The following is an 18,617-nucleotide window of genomic DNA, read 5'->3' on the forward strand; positions in this document are numbered from 1 at the left end:
CACGGATGTTCGCACCCGCGACGCTCCCCGACAGCCGGACCACACCCGGCCGCAGAGCACCCAGAGAACAGGAACAACGAGGACACCATGGCGTTCAAGCCCGGTTTCGACCAGTCCCCCGCCTTCAACGACGCGGGCCGCAACGCATGGGGCAACGGTGCCTACGGCGCCGGCGCCCCCTCCGGCCAGGCCCCGTACGGACAGCAGGCCCCCTACGGCCGGGCCGGCGGCCAGCCGCTCACGCCCGAGCAGCTCCAGTACATGTACGACCGCCCGGCGGCCGGCCCGGTCGAGACCGACCGCATGAGCTACGAGGACACGATCGTCAAGACGCTCGTGGCCTTCGGTGTGCTCGTCGTCGGCGCGGTCATCGGGTGGATGGTCCCGGCGCTCATGATCGTCGGCGTCATCGGGGGCTTCGTGCTCGCGCTCGTCAACACGTTCAAGCGCAGGCCCTCACCCGCCCTCGTCCTCACCTACGCGGGGCTCGAAGGCCTCTTCGTCGGCGGGATCTCGCAGGTCTTCAACACCCAGTGGGACGGCATCGTCGCCCAGGCGGTGTTCGGCACGCTCGGCGTCTTCGCCGTGACGCTCCTGCTCTTCACGTCCGGCAAGGTCCGTGCGACCCCGAAGGCCACGCGGTTCTTCCTCGTCGCGATGCTCGGGTACCTCGCGTTCTCGCTCGTGAACCTCGTCCTCATGTGGACGGGTGTCACGCACAGCGCGTTCGGTCTGCTGAACGTGACGCTGTTCGGCATCCCGCTCGGTGTGCTCATCGGCATCCTCGTGGTGCTCATGGCCGCGTACTCGCTCGTGCTCGACTTCGACCAGATCAAGACCGGCGTCGAGCGTGGCGCCCCGCGCATCTACGGCTGGACCGCAGCGTTCGGACTCATCGTCACGCTGGTCTGGCTGTACCTCGAGATCCTGCGCATCCTCGCCATCCTGCGGAACAACTAGGCCCTCCCGGACCTCGTCCCCGCACCCCGGACCGAGCCCCGCCGACGCGTCCCCGTCGGCGGGGCTCTTCCGTGTCCGGGCGCCGTGGCGGAGCGGGAAGTGCGCGCACAGACGACAAGTGCGCATGCGGGCGCATGCGCACTTGTCGTCAGCGTGAGCAGACCGGCCCCGGGGCCGGGGCCCCTGGGCCGGCGGCCCCTACTCCCACTCGATGGTGCCCGGCGGCTTCGACGTGACGTCGAGCACGACGCGGTTGACGTCGCGCACCTCGTTCGTGATCCGGTTCGAGATCCGCGCGAGGACGTCGTACGGCAGGCGCGTCCAGTCCGCCGTCATGGCGTCCTCCGAGGAGACGGGGCGCAGCACGATCGGGTGTCCGTAGGTCCGCCCGTCGCCCTGGACGCCGACCGACCGGACGTCGGCGAGCAGCACCACGGGGCACTGCCAGATCTCCTGGTCGAGGCCCGCCGCGGTGAGTTCGGCGCGGACGATCGCGTCCGCCGCACGGAGCAGGTCGAGGCGGTCCTTTGTGACCTCGCCGACGATGCGGATGCCGAGGCCCGGGCCGGGGAACGGCTGCCGCCCGACGATGACCTCGGGCAGGCCGAGTTCGCGGCCGATCGCCCGGACCTCGTCCTTGAACAGGGTCCGGAGCGGCTCGACGAGCGCGAACGTCATGTCCTCGGGCAGGCCGCCGACGTTGTGGTGCGACTTGATGTTCGCGGTGCCCGTCCCGCCGCCGGACTCGACGACGTCGGGGTAGAGCGTGCCCTGCACGAGGAACCTGACCTCGCCCGCGTCGTCGTCCGCCTTCGCCTCGAGCACCAGGGCCTCGGCCGCGGACTCGAACGTCCGGATGAACTCGCGCCCGATGATCTTGCGCTTCTGCTCCGGGTCGGACACACCGGCGAGCGCGTCGAGGAACTGCTGCTCGGCGTCGATCGTGACGAGCCGGACGCCGGTCGAGGCGACGTAGTCCTCTTCCACCTGCTTCCGCTCGTCGGCGCGCAGCAGGCCGTGGTCGACGAAGACGCAGGTGAGCTGATCGCCCACGGCCTTCTGCACGAGCGCGGCGGCGACGGCGGAGTCGACACCGCCCGACAGACCGGCGATGACCCGCGCCGAGCCGACCTGCTCGCGGATCCGCTCGACCTGCTCGGCGATGACGTTGCCGGCGTTCCAGTCACCCGGCAGGCCCGCCGCCTTGTGCAGGAAGTTCTCGATGACCCGCTGGCCCTCGGCGGAGTGCTTGACCTCGGGGTGCCACTGCACGCCGTAGAGCTTGCGCTCGTCGGATCCGAAGGCCGCGACCGGGGTCGAGGAGCTCGACGCGAGGACCTCGAAGCCCTCGGGCGCGGTGCGCACGGAGTCGCCGTGGCTCATCCAGGCGGTCTGCGCCGCGGGCTGGCCGCCGAGCAGCGTGCCGCCGTCACCGACGAGCTCGACGTCGGTGGCCCCGTACTCGCGGAGGCCGGTGTTCGCGACCTCGCCGCCGAGTGACTTCGCCATCACCTGGAAGCCGTAGCAGATGCCGAGGACGGGCACACCGAGCTCCAGGATGCCCTCGTCGAGGTCGGGCGAGCCGGCCTCGTAGACACTGGACGGCCCTCCCGACAGGACGATCGCGGCGGGGTCCTTCGCCTTGATCTCGTCGGCCGTGACGGTGTGCGGCACGATCTCGCTGTAGACGTTCGCCTCGCGCACGCGACGGGCGATGAGCTGCGCGTACTGGGCGCCGAAGTCGACGACGAGGACGGGACGCTGGTCGGTCTCGCTCACCGAGCGGCCTCCTTCTGGCGCGCCTGCTGGTGCCGCGCGACGAGTTCATGGTGGGTCGCCAGCGCGATGCCCGCCATGCGGTGCTCCACGAAGAACGACAGGAAAGGGACGACACCGCCGAGGGCGATGAGCAGGAAGCGCAGCGGCTTCCAGCGCATGATGCTCCACAGGCGGAAGTCGGCGAAGAGGTAGAGCACGTACAGCCAGCCGTGCGCGATGAGGATCCCGATCGACAGGTCGAACGTGCCGGGGGCCTTGCCCGAGGTGCCCTCGGGCACGAAGAAGCCGTTGCCGCCCAGCTGCATCTCGGTGTGCATCGGCGTGTACTTGAGGACCATCTCGAGCACGAGCAGCAGGAGCATGACACCCGTGATGTACGCGGAGACCCGGTACAGGCGGACCGCCCCCGGGATCTTGCGGATGTCACGCGTGCGGACGGTCAGGGCCATGGACCGATCCTACCGGTGGCCCGCGTGGGCCCCGGCGAGCAGCTGGGAGTCCTGAGCACCCGCAGAGCCGACCGGGAGGTCCGGGTCGGGATCGCGGTCGTCGTCCGGCCCGTCGTCGTCACCGGCCGCCTCGTCCTGCTCACGCTCCCAGGCGTCCTTGACGAAGCGGTACCAGAGGAACACCGCGAAGCCCGCGAAGACGACCCACTCGACCGCGTAGAAGAGGTTGAGCCAGTTGAACTGGACGTTCCGGGTGGGTGCCCGGTCGGCGATGGTGCCGAGGTGCGCCTGCGCCGCGGTCGGATGCGTGGCGACGACGTACCCGCCGTAGATGTCGCCGTCGAAGTCGTGCCACTCGTTGACGAGCGACGCCGCGGCCACCGCGCTGTGCTCGCCCTTCTGGAACGCGTCCTGGTCGGGTGACTCCGACGGGTAGTAGCGGCCCTCGACCGTGACGGTACGACCCGTGGCCGCCCGGGCACCGCCCGCGAGGGCCACCCGCCGCGCGTCCGCGTACCCGATGACGACCGGGAGACTGGCGCCCGAGCTGCTGTCGACGAAGTGCCCGACCGTCTGGAAGCGGCCACCGCCGCTGCGCCCGGTGAGCACCACCGTGTCGCCCGCGACGAAGTGCCCCCGCACGGAGACCCGCTGACCGGCGAGGTCCTCCGGCATGGAGCGCTGCGGCTTCGTGATGCGGTCGAGCACCTGCTGGTTCTCGGTGGAGGCGGGACCGACCTTCGCCGTCGCGATCGCCCGTTCGAGCTGCCACCGCCCGAGGAACGCGAACAGCGCCGCGAGGGCGAGCGCCAGGACCAGGAGACCGATCCACCGCGGTCGACGCGCCACAGCCCACATGTGTCAGTACTCCGGATCCCGCTGTCGTTCGGCGCGGACGTCGGACTGCTGCCCGGCCTGCTCCGCGTGGAGGTCGATCGGCGACGCCGGTACGGGTTCGCGGTCCTCCACGAGCACCGGTGCCTCCTCCGGTGCACCATTCTCGCGCGCTTCGCTGCCCGCTGCCTCCACGAGGGCGATCTCCTCGGCGAACATGCGATCACGCTCAGCTCGCCGCGCTTGCTCCGCCGCCGTCCGAGCACGCGCACGCCGCCGCTCCGGACGGAGCACGAGGAGGCCGATCCGGTCGGCGTTCACGGCCAGGAGCGGACCGAGGATCGCCATCACGAGGACGTACAGCCCCGCGAACGCCGTGATCCGCGCCTCGAGGCCCGCGGCTGCCGACAGCGTCGCGAGGATGAGCGCGAACTCGCCGCGGTTGACGAGGATCACGGCGGTGTTGATGCCCGCCTGGGCGCCGAATCCGTTCATCCGCGCCACGACCTGGCCGGCGATCGCGTTGAGGACGACGGTCATGAGCACGGCGCCGAGCACCGGCCACACGACGACGCCGAACGTCGAGACGTCGAGGCCCAGACCGAAGTTGACGAAGAAGAACGCGCCGAAGACGTCCCGCATCGGGAGCGCGAGCTGTTCGATGCGGTCGCGGTACCGGGTGGCACCGCAGAGCAGGCCGATGACGAACGCGCCGATGGCGTCCGTCACGCCGAGCAGGTCTCCGAGCCCCCCGAACAGCACCGCGAGCCCGAAGAACAGCACCGTGAACAGTTCGTCGTCACGGGTGTTGAAGGCACGCGAGACGAACCTGCCGCCCCAGCGCGCGAGCGAGAACATGACGATGAGGAACCCGAACGACAGCGCCAGCTTGCCGACGACCGCCCAGATGTTCGTGTCGCCGCTGAGCACGACGGACACGATCGCCAGGTAGATGGCGATGAAGACGTCCTCGATGACCGTGACGCCGAGGATCATCGGCGTCTCGTCGTTCGCGAGGCGCCGGAGCTCGATGAGGAGCTTCGTGACGATCGCGCTCGAACTCGTCGCCGTCATCCCCGCGACGACGAGGGCCTCGCGCGTGCCCCAGCCGAGCGAGAAGCCGAACGCGAACCCGACGCCCATGTTGATCGCGACGTAGGTACCGCCGGACACGAGCAACTTGCCCGCGTTGCCGTAGAACTCCTCTTGGTCGAACTCGAGCCCGAGGTTGAACAGCAGCAGCACGAGCCCGAACGTCGCGATGAGCTCGATCGTGTGCGACTCGATGCTCAGCCCGATCCACGTGGAGTGCGGACTCGCGATGAGTCCGACCACCATGTAGATCGGGATGGCCGGCAGGCCGATGAGCTTGCCGAGACGTCCGAGGACGTAGGCGATGAGGAACAGGCCGCCGATGGTCAGCAGCTCACCACCCAGGTGCATCGCCCTATCCTCCGGGCGGGGCCTCGACGGACGCCGCCGTCAGTACACCGCTGCGGTAGTAGGCGAAGGCGCGCGCGACCTTCTCCGGGGAACCCGCGACGACGATGGTGTCGCCCGGGAACACGACGAAGTCGCCGGAGGGCGCCGGGTTCGCCGAGTCGCCACGGACGACCGCGACGACGGTGAGGCCGATGATGCCCGCGGCCGCCAGGTCGCCGAGCGGCTTGCCGGCGATGGCGTCCTCGTAGTCGACGCTGAACCAGTCGATCGACAGCCCGGGGATCTCGTCGAGCTTCGACAGGCCCTCGGTGATCCGGGTGCCGCCGAGCAGTTCGGCGAGCGTGTGGGCCTCGTCCTCACTGAGGCGGAGCGAGACCTTCTGCGCACGGTCGGCGCCGTCCGACACGTCGGCGAAGGAGATGAGGTCGGAGTGCCCCGACCGGTGCGTGATGACCCCGCACTTGCCACCGTCGTCGGTGTAGAAGCTGTGCAGTACGCCGACGCCGGGGAGCTTGACGCGATGAACGTCGACCATGGATGACTCCCTTTGTTGTCGCCCATGTTAACCGCGCACGCGCTCGCGCGATTCCCGCCGCCGCGGACCGGGAGGAGTGGGGCGCGCCCGCACCGTCCCTCCCGTCCGCCGTCCGGTCGGGGCCGCCGCCGTCAGCGCGGCTCGGTCGTCTTCTCGCCGATCACCTGCTCGTCCTCGGCGCGGCCGCCGTCCTGGCGACCCGGGCCGCCGACCTTGACGTCGTCCTCCTCGAAGCCGAACGCGATGTCGGGCGCCTCGAGCCGCACGCGGTCGGCGGAGGCGTCGTCCGGCTCGAGCTGGCTCGCCCGCTCCGCCGCGACGCGCTTGAGGTAGTTGCCCACTTCCTCCTCGGTGCGCTCGCGGTCCCAGCCCAGCACGCCCGCCATGAGCCGCGCGGCCACGGGTGCGGCCGACTCGCCGCGGTCCCACGCCTCGATCGAGATGCGCGTCCGCCGGGCGAGGACGTCCTCGAGGTGCAGGGCGCTCTCGTGGCTCGCCGCGTACACGACCTCGGCGCCGATGTAGTCGTCGGCCCCCGGCAGCGGCTCGGCGAGCGTCGGGTCCTCGCTGACGAGCCGGAGGACCTCGTCGGCGAGGGTGCCGTACCGGTTGAGCAGGTGCTCGAGCCGGACCTTGTGCAGCCCGTACGCCCGGGCCGTCCTGCCGCGCCGGTTCCACGCGGCCGGGTAGCCCTCGGCGCCGAGCAGCGGGATCTCGTCCGTGATCGACTCCGGGATCCGGCCGTCGAGCGCGGCGACGGCCTCGTCGATCGCGTCCTTCGCCATCACGCGGTAGGTCGTCCACTTGCCGCCCGCGACGACGACGAGCCCGGGCACGGTGTGCGCGACGATGTGCTCGCGGGACAGCTTCGACGTCTGGTCGGACTCGCCCGCGAGCAACGGGCGGAGTCCGGCGTAGACGCCCTCGACGTCCTCGCGCGTCAGCGGCACCGCGAGGACCTGGTTGACGTGCTCGAGGATGTAGTCGATGTCCGCAGCGGTCGCGGCGGGGTGCGCCTTGTCGAGGTCCCAGTCGGTGTCCGTCGTGCCCACGAGCCAGTGCCGGCCCCACGGGATCACGAACAGCACGCTCTTCTCGGTGCGCAGGATCATGCCCATGGTCGACTGGAACCGGTCGCGCGGGATCACGAGGTGCACGCCCTTCGACGCGCGGACCTTGAACTGGCCCCGCTCCCCCACCATCGCCTGGGTGTCGTCCGTCCACACGCCCGTCGCGTTGACGACCTGCTTCGCGCGGATGTCGAACCGCTCACCGGTCTGGATGTCGTGCGCCTTCGCCCCCACGACGCGCTCGCCGACCTTGACGAAGCCCTCGATCCGCACCCGACTGGCGGCGTGGGCGCCGTACGCCGCTGCGGTGCGGGCGAGGGACGCGACGTACCGCGCGTCGTCGACCTGGGCGTCGTAGTAGGTCATCCCGCCGACGAGGGCGTCCTTCGCGAGGCTCGGGATCGCACGCATCACCTGGCGCTTCGACAGGTGCCGGTGGTGCGGGACGCCCGGGGGTCGCCCGCCACTCCAGCTGAACGCGTCGTACATCGCCATGCCGATGCCGATGTAGAACCGCTCCCAGACCCGGTGGTTGAGCGGGTAGAGGAACTTCACGGGCTTGACGAGGTGTGGGGCGAGTCGCTGCAGGAGCAGGCCACGCTCGATGAGGGCCTCGCGGACGAGCGCGAAGTTGAGCTGCTCCAGGTACCGGATCCCACCGTGCACGAGCTTCGACGAGCGGCTGGAGGTCCCCGATCCCCAGTCCCGGGCCTCGACGATGCCGACACTCAGCCCGCGCGTGACGGCGTCGAGCGCGCTCCCCGTACCGACGATGCCGCCCCCGATGACGAGCACGTCGAGTTCGCGTGACTTCAGGGCCTGGATGGCCGCCGCACGTTCCTCCGGACCGATCTTGTTCGAGTTCGAGACCGTCGTCCTGGCCATGTCCGCCTCCGTACCGCGTGGTCGGCCACGCCGGCGACGCAGCCCGCGGCGCCGGGCTCCGGACGACCGCCGAGCGGGCGGGTCAGGCGTGGTACGGCGCCACGACCACTTCTACTCGCTGGAACTCCTTGACGTCGGAGTATCCGGTGGTGGCCATCGACCGGCGGAGTGCGCCGACCAGGTTCGCCCGGCCCTCGCTCGTCGGGGTCGGGCCGGCGAGGACGTCCTCGAGCGGCGCGATCGAGCCGACGTGCATCCGGCGTCCGCGCGGGAGCTCGGGGTGGTGCGCCTCGGCGCCCCAGTGGTAGCCGCCGCCCGGGGCGTCCGTGGCACGCGCGAGCGCCGTGCCGAGCATGACGGCGTCGGCACCGACCGCGATCGCCTTGACGATGTCGCCCGAGGTGTCGAGCCCACCGTCGGCGATGACGTGCACGTAGCGGCCGCCGGACTCGTCGAGGTAGTCGCGCCGGGCACCGGCGACGTCCGCCACCGCGGTGGCCATGGGCGCGTGGATGCCGAGCGCCGCGCGTGTCGTCGATGCCGCACCGCCGCCGAAGCCGACGAGGACCCCCGCGGCGCCCGTCCGCATGAGGTGCAACGCGGCCGTGTACGTCGACGCTCCGCCCACGATCACGGGCACGTCGAGCTCGTAGATGAACTCCTTGAGGTTCAGCGGCTCCTGGTTCTGGGACACGTGCTCCGCCGACACGGTGGTGCCCCGGATCACGAAGAGGTCGACACCGGCGTCGACGACGGTCTGGTACAGCTCCTGCGTGCGCTGCGGGCTCAGCGCGCCGGCGACCGGCACGCCCGCGGCGCGGATCTCGGCGAGGCGGGCGGTCACGAGCTCGGGCTTGATCGGCTCGGCGTAGATCTGCTGCATGCGGGCCGTGACGTCGCCGTCGGCGAGCTCGCGGATCTCGGCGAGGTACGGCTCCGGGTCCTCGTACCGGGTCCAGAGGCCCTCGAGGTCGAGGACACCGAGCATGCCGAGGCGGCCCATGTGCACCGCGGTCGCGGGCGAGACCACCGAGTCCATGGGCGCTGCGATGATCGGCGCGTCGAAGGTGAAGGCGTCGATCGACCACTGCACGGACACGTCGCGCGGGTCGCGCGTGCGCCGCGAGGGCACCACCGCGATGTCGTCGAAGGCGTACGCCCGTCGTCCGCGCTTGCCGGCCCCGATCTCGACTTCAGTCACCGGGTCAGACTAGCGGGCCGGGCCGACCCGGGAACGGGCCGGCCGGACGGTGCGCACCGGTCCGCGAGCGACGCGTCGGGCACGGCCGGGAGGCACGGCACCGGCCGCCGCGCGCGTCACCGACGCGAGCGGCGGAGCAGCCGGAGCGTCAGCCCGAGTCCGACGGCGAGGACGAGGAGCACGACGACGAGCACCGCGAACACCTTGAGCACGAGGGCCGCGCCGACGAAGAGCAGGGCGAACACGACCCACACCACGCCGTCGAGGACGGGGCGGTGTTCGGGAGCGGGGCGGCGGCCGGACGTGGGCACGGACCCGACGCTAGCAGCGGGGCGGGCGCGGTCCGGGCCTCCCGGGCGTGGTGCGGGGGGCGGGAGGACCGCACGGCGCTCGCGCGACCTCGTCCGGCCCTCCCGGCGGATGCCGCCCCCACGGCGGCACCCGCGGTCGGCGCGGCCTACCCGGCGGCGTCGACGTCCTTCGCGAGGGTACCGAGGTACAGCTCGATCACCTTCGGGTCGTCCGCGAGCGCACGGCCGGTGCCCGAGTAGGCGTTGCGTCCCTGGTCGAGGACGTACGCCCGGTCGCAGATCTGCAGGCAGCGGCGGGCGTTCTGCTCGACCATGACGATCGAGACGCCCGCCTTGTTGATCCGTCGGGTGCGGATGAACGTCTCGTCCTGCCGCACCGGCGACAGCCCGGCGCTCGGTTCGTCGAGCAGGAGCACCTTCGGGTCCATCATGAGGGCGCGGGCCATGGCCACCGACTGTCGCTCGCCGCCGGACAGCGATCCGGCCCGCTGACCCCGCCGCTGGCCGAGGACGGGGAACAGGTCGTAGACGACCTCGAGCCGTTCGGCGAACTTCCGTGGCCGCAGGTACATCCCCATCTGCAGGTTCTCCTGGATCGACAGTGACGGGAACACGTTGTTCGTCTGCGGGACGAACCCGATCCCGGCGCGCACGAGCTTGTCGGCCCGGTGGTTGGTGATGTCCTCGCCCTCGAGGGTCACGCTGCCGCTCCGGACCGTCACGAGCCCGAACAGCGCCTTGAGGAGCGTCGACTTGCCGGCGCCGTTCGGGCCGATGATGCCGATGAGCTCCCCCGGCGCGCACACGAGGTCGCAGCCGTTCAGGATGTCGACGCCCGGCAGGTAGCCGGCCACGACGTTCTCGGCCCGCAGCACGGGCTCCCCGATGGTGGCGGTCATCGCGTGGTTCCTCCGATGTGGTCGCTCGCCGTCGGCGGCGCCGGGTGGTCCTGGTCGTGGGCGGCGTCCTCGGCCGCGACCTCCTGCTCGAGCTCGTCGAGCGTCTCGTCGCTGAGGAGCGCGTCGTCACCGAGGTCCGTGTCGTGGTGCGCGCCGAGGTAGGCGTCGATCACGGCCTGGTCCTCCATCACGCTGGCCGCGGGCCCCTCGGCGACCACGCGCCCCTCGGCCATCACGACGACCCAGTCCGAGATGTGCCGGACCATGTGCATGTCGTGCTCGACGAACAGGACGGTCATGCCGTCGTCGCGGAGGCCCTGGATGTGCCCGAGCAGACTCTGGGTGAGCGCGGGGTTCACACCCGCCATCGGCTCGTCGAGCATGATCATCGTCGGATCGGACATGAGCGCCCGCGCCATCTCGAGCAGCTTCCGCTGCCCACCGGACAACGACCCGGCGTAGTCGTCCTGCTTGTCGAGGAGCGAGAAGCGGGCGAGCAGCTCGCGCGCCTTCTCGGTGATCTCGGCCTCCCGCTTGGCCCACAGCGGCTTGACGAGGGCCGTGAAGAACCGCTCACCGGGCTGGTCCGTGGCGCCGAGCAGCATGTTCTGCAGCACCGTGAGCCGGGACAGCGCCTTCGTGAGCTGGAACGTCCGCACCATGCCGGCGCGGGCCACCGCGGCCGCGCCGACCGAGCCGAGCGGACGGCCGTCGAACTCCCACGCCGCGTCCTCCGGGCGCCGCCGGGCGAGGGCCCGCGGCGCGGAGCTCGGCTTGTCGAAGCCCGTGAGCAGGTTGAAGAAGGTGGTCTTGCCGGCGCCGTTCGGTCCGATGAGGGCCGTGATCGCGCCGCGCTGTACCTCGAGGTGGTCGACGTCCACCGCCGTCATCCCACCGAACCGGCGCGTGATGCGATCGACGCGGAGCACGGGGTCGGGCTTGGCGGAACCGGGCGCGTGCGGGACGTCCCGGAGGGCGACGGCCGCGGTCGTGGGGTCAGACACTGAACGTCAGCTCCTTCTTGTTCCCGAGGAGTCCCTGCGGGCGGAACACGATGAGCAGCATGAGCGCGACCCCGACGAGGACGTACGAGAACTGCTCGGCCTGCTGCGTGTTCATGATCGAGTTCGGGATGACGTCGCTCGCGAGCGTGCGGATGGCGAGCCGGACGACGAAGAACAGGACCGAGCCGAGCACGGGGCCGAAGACCGTCGCCGCCCCGCCGAGGATGAGTGCGGTCCAGATGAAGAAGGTCATCGAGCGGCCCATCGCGTCCGGCTGGACGGACGACGGCAGGACGTACACGATGCCGGCGAGCGCACCGATCACCCCGCCGAGCACGAGCGCCTGCATCTTGTACGAGTACACGTTCTTGCCGAGGGAGCGGACGGCGTCCTCGTCCTCGCGGATCGCCTTGAGGACGCGCCCCCACGGACTCCGCGTGAGCGCGAACAGCATCAGGGACAACAGGGCGACGAGGCCCCAACCGACGATGCGGATCCACCAGCCGTTGACGCCGTTGTTCGTGAAGTCGAACCAGAGGATCCGCGTGCTGCCCTCGGGCAGGAACGACAGCGCGTTGAACGAGTCGCGGTAGCTCGACCCGGTGAGGCCGTTCGACCCGCCCGTGACCGTCGTCAGGAGGCTGGAACGCCCCACCATCCGGATGATCTCGGCGCCCGAGATCGTGACGATCGCGAGGTAGTCCCCCCGCAACCGGAGCGTCGGGATGCCGAGGACGACCGCGAACACGATCGCCGTGAGCAGTGCGATGACGATCGCCAGTCCCACGGGCACGCCGTGGATGACCGCGATCGCGTACCCGTACGCGCCGAGCAACAGGAACGCGGCCTGTCCCATGTTGACCAGTCCGGTGAGCCCGAAGTGGATGTTGAGGCCGATCGCGGCGATGGCGAACGCCGCCGTGGTGGGCGCGATCGCCTCGGCCGAGAGCGACGTGAGCAGGCTGACGAGGTAGTCCATGGTCCGTTCCCTAACCGATCCGTTCGGCGCGCCCGAAGATGCCCTGCGGCCGGAGCAGCAGCACGAGGATGAGGATGACGAGCGCGGTGGCGTACTTGAAGTCGCCGGGCAGCACGAGGTTCGTGAGTTCCACGACGATGCCGATCACCATCGAGCCGACGAGCGCGCCGTACGCCGTGCCGAGGCCGCCGAGCGTGACCGCCGCGAACATGAGGAGCAGCAGCTGCAGCCCGGTCTGCCAGTTCACCCCGTTGAGGACGAGCCCGAGCATGACGCCCGAGAGGCCGGCGAGGCCCGCGGCGAGGGTCCACACGAAGCGGATCACCCGGTCCACGTCGATGCCGGACGCCGCCGCGAGTGCGGGGTTGTCGGACACCGCGCGGGTGGCCCGGCCGAGGCGGGTCCGGACGAGGAACAGGCCGGTCCCGACCAGCACGAGCACCGCGATGCCCATCGCGACGTACGACTGCACGGTCAGCGTCACGCCGGCGAAGTCGACCGTGCGCGGGTTGCCCTGCTGGATCCGCACCGTCGCCGCCCCGAAGAAGTACTGGAACGCGTACTGGAGCGCGATCGACAGTCCGATCGTCACGATCATGAGCTGCGTCAGGCTGATCCGCCGCCGTCGGAGGGGGCGCCAGATCACGGCGTCCTGCAGGTACCCGGTCGCCGCGCAGAGCACGACCACGATGATCCCGGCGAGCCAGATGTCGAACCCCAGGACGTTCGCGAACAGGTAGGCGAGGAGCCCGCCGAGCGTGACCTGCTCGCCGTGCGAGAAGCTCGAGAGCCCGGTGGTGCCGTAGATGAGCGAGAGGCCGACCGACGCGAGCGCGATGAGCAGCCCGAGGCGGATGCCGGATGCGAGCTGCTGCCAGGTCCGACCCCAGGTGACGCCCGAACCGTCGTCGAGGCTCGCGCTCGTCGCGCCCTTGACGGTGGTCAGCTGGAAGATCGTGCCGGCGTTCGACCCGACCGTGGCCTGCACGGGGCGCGCGTCCTGCTGCGCGTCGGCCAGGTACTGCCCCTGGGGCAGGGTCGTCTGGTCGAGGGAGACCCGGTACCGGCCCGACGTCGTGATGCGGACGGACCAGCGACCGTCGTCCTCCGTCGTGGAGGTCTCGGCGAACCCACCGGGTCCCGTGACCCGGACCTCCGCTCCCCGGACCGGCTCGCGGTCCGAGTCGAGGATCGTGCCCTGGATGCAGCCGTTCGCGTCGCTCACCGTGCAGGTCGCCGCCGTGGCCGCGACCGCGCGCGGCGCTGACGCCCACTGGAGGCCCACGACCGCGGCGAGCGACAGCAGTGCGGCGAGGAGCAGGACGACCGGGCGGTGCCGGCCCACCCGGGTGCGGGGACGGCGCGTGTGCGGCGCCGTGCCCGTCGACGTCGTGGAACCCACTGAGCCTCCCTCTCGGACCGTCGGACGTCGACGGTTCCGGCACGACCTCCGTCCGATCGGGCGGTCCGTGCGGTTGCGCCGACAGTACGGAGCGTTTGTGTCACCTGTGTTTCCATCAGGTTCCCTGCGTGCTTCGTCACGGAACCGTGATGATGCACAGGAGCGCGAGTGGGGACCCAGCGTCCGCTCAGCCGAACCCGGGCGGACCGCTCAGGTCCAGCCTCCCGCCCGGTCGGACGGTGCCCGGCTACGGGAATGGCGGGCCCACGCGCCCGCGTTACCATGTCCCATCCGGTACCCGACGTCGTGGCCGGAGCACCTGCAGCCAGCCCGGAACGACGAGAGGGACCCATGGACCAGCCGGATCCGTTCGGATTCATCGGACTCACCTACGACGACGTCATGCTGCTCCCCGGGCACACCGACGTCATCCCGAGCGAGGCGTCGACCCGCTCGCGCCTCACCAAGCGCATCGAGGTGGCCGTACCGCTCCTGTCGGCGGCCATGGACACCGTGACCGAGGAGCGCATGGCGATCGCGATGGCCCGCCAGGGCGGGATCGGCATCCTGCACCGCAACCTGTCGATCGCCGACCAGGCGGCTGCCGTCGACAAGGTCAAGCGGAGCGAGTCGGGCATGATCACGAACCCCGTGACCACGCGGCCCGACGCCACCGTCGCCGAGGTCGACGCACTCTGCGGGCAGTTCCGCGTCTCGGGGCTCCCGGTCGTGGAGTCCGACGGCACGCTCGTCGGCATCATCACCAACCGCGACATGCGCTTCGTCGCGCCGTTCGAGCAGAGCACGACACTCGTCCGTGACGTCATGACCAAGGCGCCCCTCATCACCGCGCCCGAGGGCATCGACCCCGAGGCGGCGGTCGCGATCTTCGCCCAGCACAAGATCGAGAAGCTCCCGCTCGTCGACGCGTCCGGCCGGCTCCGCGGGCTCATCACGGTCAAGGACTTCGACAAGAGCGAGAAGTACCCGGACGCCACGAAGGACGCCGAGGGCCGCCTGCGCGTCGGTGCCGCGATCGGCTTCTTCGGCGATGCCTGGCAACGGGCGACGGCACTGCTCGAGGCGGGCGTCGACGTGCTCGTCGTCGACACCGCGAACGGCGAGAGCGAGGGCGTCCTCGACATGGTGCGCCGGCTCAAGGCGGACCCGGCGTTCGCGGGGGTCGACGTGATCGGCGGCAACGTCGCGACCCGCGCGGGCGCGCAGGCGCTCATCGACGCTGGGGTCGACGCGGTCAAGGTCGGCGTCGGTCCGGGCTCCATCTGCACGACGCGCGTCGTCGCGGGCGTGGGGGTGCCCCAGGTCACGGCCGTGTACGAGGCCTCACTGGCCGCGCGCGAGGCCGGAGTGCCGGTGATCGCGGACGGCGGCCTGCAGTACTCGGGCGACATCGCCAAGGCGCTCGTCGCGGGTGCCGACACGGTCATGCTCGGTTCGCTGCTCGCCGGCTGCGACGAGTCCCCCGGGGACCTCGTGTTCGTGGGCGGCAAGCAGTTCAAGACGTACCGCGGTATGGGGTCGCTCGGCGCGTTGCAGACCCGCGGCAAGAAGACCTCGTACTCGAAGGACCGCTACTTCCAGGCGGACGTCCCCTCGGACGACAAGCTCATCCCCGAGGGGATCGAGGGCCAGGTGCCCTACCGCGGCGCCCTCGGCAACGTGGTCTACCAGCTCGTGGGCGGCCTCCGGCAGTCCATGTTCTACGTCGGCGGTCGCACGGTGCCCGAGCTCAAGGCCCGCGGCAAGTTCGTCCGGATCACCGCCGCGGGGCTCAAGGAGTCGCACCCGCACGACGTCCAGATGGTCGTCGAGGCGCCGAACTACCGCGGCTGACACGGCTTCCCCGTGGACGGGCCCGTCGACTCCGGTCGGCGGGCCCGTCGCCGTTCCGCGGGCCCGTCGCCGTTCCGCGGGCCCGCCGCCGTTCCGCGGCCCACGCGCGGTCGCTGGTGCGGGGAGGGTGGCCCGGCCCTAGACGTCGGCCCGTTGCCCCTCCGGCGCTCCCATGAGGTGCCACTCGTACGCGACCCGCACGGCCTCCGCACGGGAGCCGACGCCGAGCTTGCGGTAGATGCTCCGCACCTGCGTCTTCACGGTGTTCGGCGACACCCCCAGGTCGGTGGCGATGTCCTCGATGGAGCCCTGTGCCCGGAGCCGCGTGAGCACGACCCCTTCGCGGCGGGTCAGCCGCGGCACCGTGAGGTCGCTCGAGTACACCGACGGGGCGTCCGCGAGCACCGGCCGGAGGTGCGGGGCCACCTGGTCGAACAACCCCTCGAGTTCGTCGCGTGGGACGAGCCACCACGGGGTGGACAGGCCCCGCGCGCTGCTCACCGTCGCCGCCTCGTCGAGCGACGTCCGCGCGGCGTCGAGGTCGCCGAGCCGGCAGGACGCGACCGCGCGGACGACGTGGAGCTCGGTCCGGGTCCGGGGGCTCGGGTTGCTCCGCCACATGAGCCGGTCGGCGAAGAGACGGGCATGTGGCGCGTTGCCCGCGAGGAGCAGCGCGCGCGCCTGGGCGCCGGCGACGCTCTCGCGCCCGTCGAGGAACGGGCGGAGGCCGGCGAGCGCGGCCTTCGCCTGCCGCGCGAGCAGCAGCAGGTCGGACTTGAGGACGTGCATGAGCCCCTGGTGGTGGTTGCTCAGGGCGTCACGGCCGTAGTGGCCCTCGGCGTCGCGGATCACCCCGAACCCTCCGAGGCCGTCGCCCTGGAGCAACAGTCGGAAGGCGCGGAGGTGCACGACGAGCGGCCAGTCCTCGAGGTCGTACGGCAGGGTGTCGAGCACCCGCATGTGCCGGTCGACCGTCGGGAGGTCCCAGGTCTCGAGTGCGGCGAGGGCGGCGGCGACGTGGACGGGGACCGCCCACACGCTGTGCCGCCACGGGAACCAGCTGCCGTCGCGCATCGCGAGGGTCACGAGTTCCCGACCACGCCGGACGTCCCCGCGCAGGACGTGCAGGTAGGCGGAGTAGCCCATCGCCTGGATACGCAGGTGCGGGTCCTCGTTCGAGCGGGCGAGCGGCGCGAAGTGCTGCAGGGCCTCCTCGTGGCTGCCGTCGTGCAGGTGCGTGATGCCGACCTGCATGTGGCCGTCCGCGCTCAGGCGCACGCCCGCTGCCGGCGTGGTGCGCATCGCCGTGAGCAGGTCCGGCAGGGACCGGGCGACCGCGAGGGCCCGTCCGAAGCTCCCGGCGCGGCGGAGGGACGCGACGCGGAGGACCGAGTCGCGGACGCTCTCCGCTCCGACGTCGGACTTCAACCGCTCGCGCGCCGCGGCGTCGGCCCGGGCGAAGGCCGCGGCCGGCACCGCCGTCCGCCCGCCGTCGTCGGCGAAGTGCATGGCCGCCTGCAGGTGGAGGAGCCAGGGGTCCGTCTCCATGTGGTCACGCGGCACGACGGCGAGGATCGCCACGAGTTCGGCGTGGTGGTCGCGGCACAGCACCGCGTAGTGCTGTCGCGTCAGCGCGGCCAGGTACGGCCAGTCCTGCGCGGCGGCGGCGAGGCCAACGGCCTCCCGGATCTCGCCCTCCCCCTCGAGCAGACGCGCTCCGGCGGCCGCGATGTCGGGCATGGAACGGTCCTCCTGCAGGGCCAGCTGCTCCGTGAGGACGCGCTTGACGACGGGGGTGAGCGTGAAGCGGGAGCGGCCGCGCACGCGGGTCCACGCGCCGAGCCCGGCTCGTTCCGCCACGTCGAGGAGTTGCGCGACCTGCGCCGCGTCGCCCTCGTCGCGGACGAGCATGTCCTTGTTCATGAACGGGAGCACCGCGCCGGTGACGATCGCCGGCCACGACGCCGTTCCCCGCAGCCCCGACGTCAACTCGTCGACGATCTCGACGGCGATGCGGCGGACGACGGGCTCGAGCTCGTCGCGGTGCCACACCCGGTGCGGTTCGAGCGCGAGCTGGTTCGTCAGCCGCTGCACCGCGGTCGGCCAGCCGGACAGCCGCTCGTGCACCATCGCGATGGCGGGGCTGTCGAACGCGACACCGCGGAGCGTCAGGACCGCCGCGGTCTCCTGCTGGGTGAAGAGCAGGCCGGACGTGTCGAGGACCTCGACGTCGAACCGGGCCGCGACCGCAGTCCCCTCGAACGCCGTGCTGCGCCGCGACACGACCACGACCGTGCAGCGGGTGCGTTCGAGCAGCCAGGCGACGTCGTCCTCCACCGCTGCCGCGATCCCGGCGTCGCGGAGCCGGTCGAACTCGTCGAGCACGATGACCTCGTCGCCGTCGAGTCGGGTGAGCAACGCCGCCACGACCTCCTCGTCCGGCGCGTCATCGCGGTCGGGGTGCTCGGGCTGCGATCCGTCCGCTTCCCGTCGGAGCTGGGCGACCACGCTCCGCCACAACCCGCACCGTGTGTCGGTCTCGCGGGCGCCGTGCCACGCGACGCGTCGTCCGCCCTCGGTGACCTCGCGGTCGACCCAGTCCGCCACCACGGTGGTCTTCCCGGTCCCGGCCGGACCACGGACGCACACGATCTGCGCGCGAGCGGCGTCGTCGAGCGCCTCGAGCCACCGCGGCCGACGCAGCTGGAACCGGCGCGGTCGCGGGTAGCCCGGCCGCGGTGTCCGACCACCTCCGCCTCGCGCCCGGGCGACGTCCGCCGCCTGTTCCGTCCCGACCGAGGTCAGCATCTCTTCCATACGCGTTCGCTCCGATGACCACATCACGTACCCCTGACTGGGTACGAGGAGGCTAGGTGCGTGATCAGGCGGACGCGACGGCGAAACTTCGTACATCGCCGTTATCTCGCCCACGGGTGACATTCCGGAACAACACCGGGTCGTTCCACTTCACCCGGTACCCAGAGGTGAAGGGCAAGACCCTCCCGCCCTGAG

Annotated in this window: 15 protein-coding genes; 2 read left to right on the forward strand and 13 right to left on the reverse strand. The window is 71.3% G+C overall.

Features of this window, described 5'->3' with window-relative positions; translation table 11 throughout:
- Positions 1-87 precede the first annotated feature (87 nt).
- On the forward strand, positions 88-960 hold the full coding sequence (locus DEI86_RS05550) for a Bax inhibitor-1/YccA family protein (protein ID WP_111026979.1): 873 nt from the start codon (positions 88-90) through the stop codon (positions 958-960).
- A 198-nt stretch (positions 961-1,158) separates the two neighbouring features.
- On the opposite strand, the gene guaA is transcribed toward DEI86_RS05550, so the two are convergent.
- The 12 genes from guaA to DEI86_RS05610 form a co-directional block, all read right to left on the reverse strand.
- Entirely contained in the window at positions 1,159-2,739 is a 1,581-nt protein-coding gene (gene guaA, locus DEI86_RS05555) for a glutamine-hydrolyzing GMP synthase (protein WP_111009767.1), read from the reverse strand.
- Positions 2,736-3,188, reverse strand: a complete 453-nt coding sequence (locus tag DEI86_RS05560) for a DUF3817 domain-containing protein (RefSeq protein ID WP_111049007.1) — start codon at positions 3,186-3,188, stop codon at positions 2,736-2,738. The genes guaA and DEI86_RS05560 overlap by 4 nt, the downstream gene beginning before the upstream one ends.
- Before the next feature lie 9 nt (positions 3,189-3,197).
- Positions 3,198-4,037, reverse strand: coding sequence for an SURF1 family cytochrome oxidase biogenesis protein (locus DEI86_RS05565; RefSeq protein WP_181439708.1), 840 nt, complete (start codon positions 4,035-4,037; stop codon positions 3,198-3,200).
- Positions 4,038-4,049: 12 nt separating this feature from the next.
- On the reverse strand, positions 4,050-5,465 hold the full coding sequence (locus DEI86_RS05570; protein ID WP_111037438.1) for a cation:proton antiporter: 1,416 nt from the start codon (positions 5,463-5,465) through the stop codon (positions 4,050-4,052).
- Positions 5,466-5,469: 4 nt separating this feature from the next.
- The gene (locus tag DEI86_RS05575; RefSeq protein WP_111009771.1) at positions 5,470-6,000 is read right to left on the reverse strand and encodes a cation:proton antiporter regulatory subunit; all 531 of its coding nucleotides are present in this window, start codon (positions 5,998-6,000) and stop codon (positions 5,470-5,472) included.
- A gap of 131 nt (positions 6,001-6,131) precedes the next feature.
- Positions 6,132-7,955, reverse strand: a complete 1,824-nt coding sequence (locus tag DEI86_RS05580; protein WP_111009772.1) for a glycerol-3-phosphate dehydrogenase/oxidase — start codon at positions 7,953-7,955, stop codon at positions 6,132-6,134.
- 82 nt (positions 7,956-8,037) lie between these two features.
- Positions 8,038-9,156 (reverse strand): GuaB3 family IMP dehydrogenase-related protein, encoded by a 1,119-nt coding sequence (locus DEI86_RS05585; protein ID WP_111009773.1) that lies wholly within the window; start codon positions 9,154-9,156, stop codon positions 8,038-8,040.
- Positions 9,157-9,272: 116 nt separating this feature from the next.
- A complete protein-coding gene (locus DEI86_RS05590) occupies positions 9,273-9,467 on the reverse strand; it encodes a hypothetical protein (protein WP_111012172.1) in 195 nt (64 codons plus the stop codon).
- Between the two features lie 146 nt (positions 9,468-9,613).
- Positions 9,614-10,366, reverse strand: coding sequence for an ABC transporter ATP-binding protein (locus tag DEI86_RS05595; protein WP_111012171.1), 753 nt, complete (start codon positions 10,364-10,366; stop codon positions 9,614-9,616).
- Positions 10,363-11,370, reverse strand: coding sequence for an ABC transporter ATP-binding protein (locus DEI86_RS05600; RefSeq protein WP_111009775.1), 1,008 nt, complete (start codon positions 11,368-11,370; stop codon positions 10,363-10,365). Before DEI86_RS05600 ends, DEI86_RS05595 begins: the two co-directional genes overlap by 4 nt.
- Entirely contained in the window at positions 11,363-12,349 is a 987-nt protein-coding gene (locus DEI86_RS05605) for a branched-chain amino acid ABC transporter permease (RefSeq protein WP_111009776.1), read from the reverse strand. Before DEI86_RS05605 ends, DEI86_RS05600 begins: the two co-directional genes overlap by 8 nt.
- A gap of 10 nt (positions 12,350-12,359) precedes the next feature.
- Complete coding sequence (locus tag DEI86_RS05610) at positions 12,360-13,670, reverse strand: branched-chain amino acid ABC transporter permease (RefSeq protein WP_181435199.1); 1,311 nt, start codon at positions 13,668-13,670, stop codon at positions 12,360-12,362.
- 432 nt (positions 13,671-14,102) lie between these two features.
- Between DEI86_RS05610 and guaB the strand changes: the two genes are divergently transcribed.
- On the forward strand, positions 14,103-15,605 hold the full coding sequence (guaB, locus tag DEI86_RS05615; RefSeq protein WP_111009777.1) for an IMP dehydrogenase: 1,503 nt from the start codon (positions 14,103-14,105) through the stop codon (positions 15,603-15,605).
- A 138-nt stretch (positions 15,606-15,743) separates the two neighbouring features.
- On the opposite strand, the gene DEI86_RS05620 is transcribed toward guaB, so the two are convergent.
- Positions 15,744-18,422 (reverse strand): LuxR C-terminal-related transcriptional regulator, encoded by a 2,679-nt coding sequence (locus tag DEI86_RS05620; protein WP_146244868.1) that lies wholly within the window; start codon positions 18,420-18,422, stop codon positions 15,744-15,746.
- Positions 18,423-18,617: the final 195 nt, after the last annotated feature.

The organism is Curtobacterium sp. MCBD17_028, from assembly GCF_003234875.1.
Lineage (GTDB): Bacteria > Actinomycetota > Actinomycetes > Actinomycetales > Microbacteriaceae > Curtobacterium.

Excerpts from the sequence above, each read along its gene's own strand:
- DEI86_RS05550 (WP_111026979.1), top strand. The coding sequence starts at position 88 with ATGGCGTTCAAGCCCGGTTTCGACCAGTCCCCCGCCTTCAACGACGCG.
- DEI86_RS05560 (WP_111049007.1), bottom strand. The coding sequence starts at position 3,188 with ATGGCCCTGACCGTCCGCACGCGTGACATCCGCAAGATCCCGGGGGCG.
- DEI86_RS05570 (WP_111037438.1), bottom strand. The coding sequence starts at position 5,465 with ATGCACCTGGGTGGTGAGCTGCTGACCATCGGCGGCCTGTTCCTCATC.
- DEI86_RS05575 (WP_111009771.1), bottom strand. The coding sequence starts at position 6,000 with ATGGTCGACGTTCATCGCGTCAAGCTCCCCGGCGTCGGCGTACTGCAC.
- DEI86_RS05580 (WP_111009772.1), bottom strand. The coding sequence starts at position 7,955 with ATGGCCAGGACGACGGTCTCGAACTCGAACAAGATCGGTCCGGAGGAA.
- DEI86_RS05595 (WP_111012171.1), bottom strand. The coding sequence starts at position 10,366 with ATGACCGCCACCATCGGGGAGCCCGTGCTGCGGGCCGAGAACGTCGTG.
- DEI86_RS05605 (WP_111009776.1), bottom strand. The coding sequence starts at position 12,349 with ATGGACTACCTCGTCAGCCTGCTCACGTCGCTCTCGGCCGAGGCGATC.
- guaB (WP_111009777.1), top strand. The coding sequence starts at position 14,103 with ATGGACCAGCCGGATCCGTTCGGATTCATCGGACTCACCTACGACGAC.
- DEI86_RS05620 (WP_146244868.1), bottom strand. The coding sequence starts at position 18,422 with ATGGAAGAGATGCTGACCTCGGTCGGGACGGAACAGGCGGCGGACGTC.